We start from the raw sequence: 7,006 nt of genomic DNA on the forward strand, positions 1-7,006 counted from the left end.
GCCCTTTGGATGCTGGCCCCGACATTTCTGATTGTCATGGGCATTGTCCTGTTTCCGTTGCTGGCCAATTTCTGGATTTCGGCCAAGCCGGTCACACTATCGGATTTGCGCCCGCCAACCCCGGTGGTGTCCGAACGGGTGCGGGGCGATTTTGACATCGCCGGGCAGGAATTTGAAATCCAGTATCGCCTGCGCAATTCATCGCGCGACGGCGATATTACCGACGTCGTCCTGACCGATACATTGCCCGCGGGCATTACGGTCATTGATCCGGGGGATGTCTGTACGGTCACGGGGGCCGAGGTCCGCTGTGCGCTTGATGGCCTTCCGGCTGGCGAGCGTACCCGTCTTAAAATGACGGCTGTTTCGGATGAAAGCTTTGCCGCCAACCCGGTTTCCCCGCGCGATAGCGAACCCACCGTTACCGGCACGTCCGACAACATCCTGACCAACAGTGAATTCACCCTTGATAACTTCGCACGGATTTTTGATTCCCACGAATTCTGGTCGGTGCTGTGGGTGACGATCACCTACACGGTCTTTGGCACTTTGGGCGCACTGGTGTTGGGCCTGTTTGCCGCACAAATGCTCAACAAACCCTTTGCCGGGCGGTCGATCATTCGCGGGCTTTTCCTGTTTCCCTATGTCGCACCCGTGATCGCCGTTGCCTTTACATGGGTCATCCTGCTTGATCCCTTCAACGGCACCTTCAACGCCATATTGCAGCGCATGAACCTTGCCGACGAGGGCGTAAACTTCTTTGGTCAGCGCGACATTCCCATTGATGTTTTCGGGCTCACCATCGATTTCCCGCTGGCCTTGGCAACCGTGATTGCCTTTGAAGCCTGGCGCTATTTCCCGCTGTCCTTCCTGTTCATTCTGGCCCGGATGCAGTCGATTTCATCTGATATGTACGAGGCCGCAGAGGTCGATGGCGCCACGCCCTTGCAACAGTTCTGGCACATATCCCTGCCGCAACTTCTGGGGATCCTATCCACGCTGTTCCTGCTGCGCTTCATTTGGACGTTCAACAAGTTTGACGACATCTTCCTTTTGACCGGCGGGGCGGCGGGCACGCGGACACTCACGGTCGATGTCTATGAACAGGGCTTTGCCCTGTCCAATCTTGGCGCCGGGGCGGCGGTGGCGGTTGCCATCTTCATCCTGCTTCTGGTGTTTGCCGTGTTCTATTTCAAATTCGTCCATCGGGAGGATTCGTAATGCGTATCGGTACGGGTCTTCTTCTCGGTCTTCTGACCGGCTTGCTTTGGGGCACGATTGCAGTTGCGCTCACCGGCATTTCCCTGACCCTGATCACCGGCCTTCCGGCGACACCGATCATATCGGCGGGCGCACTTGGCGGGGCGGTCAATGCTGCCATCATCATGCTGCGCGCGCCTGCTGATCGCACACCGGGGCTTTACCTTGTCGCCTTTGCTGGCGTGATCGTCTCGATGATGCTGGTCTCCTTTGGCGCACCGTTCAGTCTGGCCTTTTCGGAAAGTTCGCTTATTCAGGCCTTCGGCGTCGGGCTGATCGCGCTTGCCGTGACCTTTGCCAACCGCGCAGTCCTGATCGACATTCAGTCGGGCATGCTCAAACGGTATGCGATTGATCTGGTGATTGTGCGCACACTCAAGGGCTTTGGCTTTGTGTTCTTTAGCGTGATCGTCATCCTGCCCTTCTATGTGATGGTGATGACCAGTCTGAAGAACCAGCAGGATCTGTTCCTGAACCCGCTGGATTTGTCGATTGACCTGACACAGGGTGCTGCCAGCCTGTTTGACAGCTATGTCGAACTGTTCACCAAGTTCAATTTTGGCCGCTTCCTTCTGATTTCGACCATTGTGTCGGTCTGCACCGTTTTGATCACGTTGGCCTTTTCGATCCCCGGCGCCTATGCGGTGGCGCGTTTGAAGTTCCCCGGACAGACGGTGCTTTCAAGCTCGATCCTGCTGATCTATCTGGTGCCGATGATCGTTCTGGTCATCCCGCTTTATGCCGTCTTCAGCCAGCTTGGCCTGCGCAATACGGTGGTTGGCCTTCTGATCGTCTATCCGGCCACCACGGTCCCCGTGGCGCTTTATATGCTGCAGGGATACTTCCGCGGTCTTCCGGCCGAACTGGAAGAAGCCGGTCTGATGGATGGTTTGTCGCGCTTTGGCGTGATCTGGAAAATCACCCTGCCACTTGCCTTGCCGGCGCTCGCATCGGTGTCGCTTTATGTCTTCATGATCGCCTGGAACGAATTCCTCTTTGCCTTCATGTTCCTCGATGATCCCGACATCTTCACCCTGTCGCGCGGGGTGGTGTCGCTGAATTCATCCGAAGTCCCACGCCAACATCTGATGGCCGGTGCGGTGATCGCAACGGTGCCGATCCTGGTCATTTTCCTCTGGTTTGAACGCTTCCTTGTTCAGGGCCTCACCGCCGGGAGTGTCAAAGGATGAGTCAGATGAGGCAGATGAGGCAGATGAGCATTTCACTCGATCAGCTTACCGGCACCAACAGACGTGCGGCCGACATCCTGCTTGGCAATGATCGTGGCGGCTATACCGTGCCAAGTGCCAAGCTCTATCCGTTCCAGTGGAACTGGGACAGTGCCTTGGTCGCGCTTGGCTTTTCGGTGTTTGATTCTGATCGCGCCTGGCAGGAAGTCGAAAGCCTGCTTTCCGCGCAATGGGACAACGGCATGGTGCCGCACATCATTTTCTGGAAGGAGGAAAAAAGCTACTTCCCCGGACCGGAACAATGGGGCACGACCGACATCGCCAAAAACCCGCCAACATCGGGCATCACCCAGCCACCCGTTGCCGCAACCGTGATCGAACGGCTTCTGGCCGAAGATATCGATGCCCATCGCGACCGGGCGGCAAAACTTCTGCCCAAACTTGATCGCTGGCATCAATGGTTCCTTGATGCCCGGGATCCGGATGGCCGTGGTGTGGTTGCCATCATGCATCCATGGGAAAGTGGCCGCGATAATCTGCCCGACTGGGATCGCCCGCTTTCGTTCATCGATACCACCGGGGTTGGCACCTATCACCGCCGCGACACCGATATCGTCAACGAAGACGAACGCCCGAAAAACAACGACTACGATCACTATATGGCGCTGGTCAAATTCGGACGCGATTGTAACTGGAACACCGACCACATCGCGCGCAACTGCCCGTTCTGGGTCGCCGAACCGGGCATGAACGCCATCCTGCGTCGGGCCGAACGCGACCTGATCAATATGGCAACGCTACTGGGGCAGGATGATATCGCCGCCCGCGCCACCGCCCGCCTCGCCCGTCTTGATGCCGGGTTTGAGTTGCTTTGGTCTGAAACAGTTGGCGGCTATGTCACGCTTGATTTGCGTCGCGATGAACACGCCACCGGCCTGACATCGGGAAGCTGGCTTGCGATGTTTGCCGGGCCTGTCGAACCGACGCGAGCCTGCAAGATGGCCGCAACCCTGACCCACTGGCTTTCGCAGGTCAAACACGGCGTTCCAAGCTTCGATCCCAATCATGAACTGTTTGATTCCATTCGTTATTGGCGCGGTCCGGTTTGGGCCATGATCAACTGGATGATCGCTACCGGATTGTCTGAGCATGGCGAGACCGACCTTGCCGATCGCATCCGGCGCGACACGCAGTCCCTTATCGACCAATCCGATTTTCGTGAATATTTCTGCCCGGTGACCGGCCGTGGTGGCGGGGGCACGGACTTTTCGTGGACGGCATCGATGTCGCTTTATTGGGCGGCCCGTCCCGAAACTTTGCCCATCACCCCACACCTTTCCCAAACCGGCACCGCAGATCAGGAGAACACATAAAATGGGCCAGATCGAACTTAAAGGCATCCGCAAATCATTTGGCGGGATTGATGTCATCAAGGGCATTGATCTTCAGATTGATGAAGGTGAGTTGGTGATTTTTGTCGGCCCGTCCGGCTGTGGCAAATCGACATTACTGCGCCTGATTTCCGGCCTTGTCGAGGCATCCGATGGCCAGATCCTGATTGATGGCGATGACGTCACCGGCAAGCCCCCGGCCGAACGTGAACTTTCGATGGTGTTTCAGTCCTATGCGCTCTATCCGCACAAATCGGTGCGTGAAAATATGGGCTTTGCCCTGACCGTTGCCGGCATGCCAAAGGCCGAAATCACCCAAAAGGTCGATGAAGCCGCTGCAACGCTCAAACTCGAAGACTATCTGGATCGCAAACCCAAGGCACTGTCAGGTGGCCAACGTCAACGCGTCGCAATCGGTCGTGCGATTGTCCGGGAACCACGCGCCTTCCTGTTTGACGAACCGCTGTCAAACCTTGATGCAGCTTTGCGCGTTGAAATGCGGCTTGAAATCGCCCGCCTGCATCAGAAACTCGGTGCCACCATGGTCTATGTCACCCATGATCAGGTCGAGGCCATGACGCTTGCCGACAAGATCGTTGTTCTGCAGGCCGGCCAGATCGAACAGATCGGAACGCCACTTGATCTCTATCGCCATCCGGGCAACCTGTTTGTCGCCCAGTTTATCGGCTCGCCGAAAATGAATGTGGTCGACTGCACGGGCACGGGCACGCAGCTTACCTTTGGCAATGGCAACACATCCGATATTGCCCGCAATGCCGAAGGTGCCACCAAAATGGGCATTCGACCCGAACATATGGCGCTTTGTGATGCCGGTGATGCCTCCAAGGCCATCCTGACCGGCCAGATCGATGTCATGGAACATCTCGGCTCCGACAGCTTCGCCTATGTCAATGTGCCTGATGTCGGTCTGTTCACGGTCCGCATCGTCGGTCATTCCGACGCGGTCGTGGGCGATACCGTCGGGCTGCATTTCGCATCCGGCGATGTGCATCTGTTCGACGCATCGGAAAAAACCATCCCGGCATGACGAAACCCGCATGCCGGATTTTCGATTTGGACGTCATTTTAATCCTCATACAATTAAAATGACGTCCAATATCGGGCTTTGCGCCCGATGTCTGACTTTTCACCAATATTGAATAATGGGCTTGGTTATTCATTTTAAGTGAATACCGAAAAAGCCCCTTTTTGCGCTATTTCAGCGTTCCTAAAACCGCCAGACTTTCATAGCGTTTGATATAGGGTTCATGAAACACCCGGTCGACAAAGGCGCTGTATTCTTCCATGTCACTGACCTGAATACGCAGGACAAAATCATGTGCACCTGTCACATGATGACACTGCACAACCTCAGGCATTCTGCCGAATTCCTCGTGCATCAGCATATACCGGTCCGGGCGGTCGCGCTCCATGGTCAGAAGCACGATCACCATCATCTTCTTGCCAAACACCTTGGGTGACACGATCGCAACATCGCGCTCAATCACCCCGGTTTCACGCAGGCGCTGCACCCGGCGCAAACAGGCCGCCGATGAAAGACCAACTTTCGCGGACAGCTCATTACCTGTTAAGCGACTGTTTTCCTGCAACAATTCCAGCAGGCGATAGTCAAATTTATCGAGTTCCGCCAAGGTCCAATATCCCAAACGACGCTGTGACATCCTTCGGATAAACATGACCGAAGCAGCCCGCGAAAGAAAATCGTTTTTACAGATTCTTTGCGAAAATCTCGCACGGATTTGCGAACTTTGCGCGCCGTTTCACATAATCCAGACGTAAATTGTTTTTGGGTCCGAAGGAAACTTTGTCCCCTTATTAGCAAACAAACTAGCGAGCCAGCATCATGCCAGCACAGTTTACAAATGGATCCCTCGTCGCCACCACCAATGTCGCGCCGGTATCAGGCGTAACCATCTGGCGCTGGCTCGTCCTTTTCCCGCGCAAATGGGCACAGGCCTACAAGGTCGCCCGTGATGCGGAAATGCTTCGCAACGCCCCGCGCGAAGTGCTTGAAGACATCGGCATTGCCCGCAAAGACGTCGCGTTCGTCTGCGAACACGGCCACCTGCCGAGATAACGACCTCTCTCATTAACGGTCATCAGGCACCCCACCTGACGGACCGGCCTTAAAAGCCTGTCGGTGTCCCATGCACTGGCGGGCTTTTTGTTTTGATCACTTTTTCCTCTCCGACGTCCCGCGCCATCCTCCTTAAATCCCTTGGCAGACTGCCTGTATTGCCCTGCGACCGGCCGGGAGATCGCCATCACATCGCTACCAGATCACGCATTCCGGGCGTTTACCGCTTGGTTACCTGCCCCCACGCGATGATCAGGCATAACAAGCCAAGAGAGAGATGAGGCGGTCATGCAATATCAGCTTAAGATCAATGGAGAATCCCGTACCGTTGATGTCGAACCGGGCACCCCGCTGCTTTGGGTTCTGCGCGACGAACTGGAACTTACCGGCACCAAGTTTGGTTGCGGCGTTGCCTATTGTGGTGCCTGCACCGTGCATGTGGATGGTTACCCGACCCGTTCCTGCCAGACCTTTGTCGAGGATGCGGTCGATAGCGAAATCACCACCATCGAAGGGGCGACCGACAAGGTCGCCAAGGCGGTTCAGGCCGCCTGGCAGGAAAAAGATGTCGTGCAGTGTGGCTGGTGTCAGTCCGGTCAGATCATGTCGGCCATAGGCCTTTTGACCGAAAACCCCAATCCGACCGATGAGGAAATCAAGGATTACATGTACGGCAATGCCTGCCGCTGTGTGACCTATGTCCGCATCAACGAAGCCATCAAGCTCGCATCTGAAAAGCTGGAGGCCTAAGCCATGAACATCAACGTTTCCCGTCGCGGCTTCCTTAAGGGATCGGCCGCTGGCGCCACAGCCCTTTTCGTCGGTGTGAATGCCAAGGGTGTTCTGGCTGCCGGAAGCTCGGCTGCGGCAAATACCGACCTGAACCCATTTGTCAAAATTGATGCCGACGGTGTTGTCACCGTCATCATCAAACATTTCGAAATGGGTCAGGGCACGACCACCGGCCTGACCACCCTGGTCGCCGAAGAAATCGATGCCAACTGGGACAGTGTTAAAACCGATTTCGCACCGGCCGATGATGTCCGCTACAAGAACCTGTTCTTTGG

At 55.9% G+C, this 7,006-nt stretch carries 8 protein-coding genes; 7 read left to right on the top strand and 1 reads right to left on the bottom strand.

What is annotated here, in order from left to right; genetic code table 11:
* The 4 genes from B3Z49_RS00120 to B3Z49_RS00135 all read left to right on the top strand — a co-directional run.
* A partial coding sequence (locus tag B3Z49_RS00120; protein ID WP_296987138.1) for an ABC transporter permease subunit occupies positions 1-1,221 on the top strand: 1,221 nt, incomplete at its 5' end.
* The gene (locus B3Z49_RS00125) at positions 1,221-2,450 is read left to right on the top strand and encodes a carbohydrate ABC transporter permease (RefSeq protein ID WP_063089050.1); all 1,230 of its coding nucleotides are present in this window, start codon (positions 1,221-1,223) and stop codon (positions 2,448-2,450) included. The genes B3Z49_RS00120 and B3Z49_RS00125, both read left to right, overlap by 1 nt.
* 23 nt (positions 2,451-2,473) lie before the next feature.
* Positions 2,474-3,823 carry an MGH1-like glycoside hydrolase domain-containing protein gene (locus B3Z49_RS00130; RefSeq protein ID WP_296987144.1) on the top strand — a complete coding sequence of 450 codons (1,350 nt, stop codon included), beginning with the start codon at positions 2,474-2,476 and terminating at the stop codon, positions 3,821-3,823.
* A 1-nt stretch (position 3,824) separates the two neighbouring features.
* Complete coding sequence (locus B3Z49_RS00135) at positions 3,825-4,889, top strand: ABC transporter ATP-binding protein (protein ID WP_296987146.1); 1,065 nt, start codon at positions 3,825-3,827, stop codon at positions 4,887-4,889.
* A 166-nt stretch (positions 4,890-5,055) separates the two neighbouring features.
* On the opposite strand, the gene B3Z49_RS00140 is transcribed toward B3Z49_RS00135, so the two are convergent.
* Positions 5,056-5,493 (bottom strand): Lrp/AsnC family transcriptional regulator, encoded by a 438-nt coding sequence (locus tag B3Z49_RS00140; protein WP_296987149.1) that lies wholly within the window; start codon positions 5,491-5,493, stop codon positions 5,056-5,058.
* 212 nt (positions 5,494-5,705) lie between these two features.
* On the opposite strand from B3Z49_RS00140, the gene B3Z49_RS00145 reads away from it, so the two are divergent.
* The 3 genes from B3Z49_RS00145 to B3Z49_RS00155 form a co-directional block, all read left to right on the top strand.
* Positions 5,706-5,939 carry a hypothetical protein gene (locus B3Z49_RS00145; RefSeq protein ID WP_064781061.1) on the top strand — a complete coding sequence of 78 codons (234 nt, stop codon included), beginning with the start codon at positions 5,706-5,708 and terminating at the stop codon, positions 5,937-5,939.
* A 288-nt stretch (positions 5,940-6,227) separates the two neighbouring features.
* Complete coding sequence (locus B3Z49_RS00150; protein ID WP_008890003.1) at positions 6,228-6,689, top strand: (2Fe-2S)-binding protein; 462 nt, start codon at positions 6,228-6,230, stop codon at positions 6,687-6,689.
* Between the two features lie 3 nt (positions 6,690-6,692).
* Positions 6,693-7,006, top strand: a 314-nt coding sequence (locus B3Z49_RS00155; protein ID WP_296987182.1) for a molybdopterin cofactor-binding domain-containing protein, incomplete at its 3' end; no start/stop codon positions are given.

It is taken from the genome of Thalassospira sp. UBA1131, assembly GCF_002311515.1.
In the GTDB taxonomy this organism is placed as follows: Bacteria; Pseudomonadota; Alphaproteobacteria; order Rhodospirillales; family Thalassospiraceae; genus Thalassospira.

Excerpts from the sequence above, each read along its gene's own strand:
- B3Z49_RS00130 (WP_296987144.1), top strand. The coding sequence starts at position 2,474 with ATGAGCATTTCACTCGATCAGCTTACCGGCACCAACAGACGTGCGGCC.
- B3Z49_RS00125 (WP_063089050.1), top strand. The coding sequence starts at position 1,221 with ATGCGTATCGGTACGGGTCTTCTTCTCGGTCTTCTGACCGGCTTGCTT.
- B3Z49_RS00145 (WP_064781061.1), top strand. The coding sequence starts at position 5,706 with ATGCCAGCACAGTTTACAAATGGATCCCTCGTCGCCACCACCAATGTC.
- B3Z49_RS00135 (WP_296987146.1), top strand. The coding sequence starts at position 3,825 with ATGGGCCAGATCGAACTTAAAGGCATCCGCAAATCATTTGGCGGGATT.
- B3Z49_RS00150 (WP_008890003.1), top strand. The coding sequence starts at position 6,228 with ATGCAATATCAGCTTAAGATCAATGGAGAATCCCGTACCGTTGATGTC.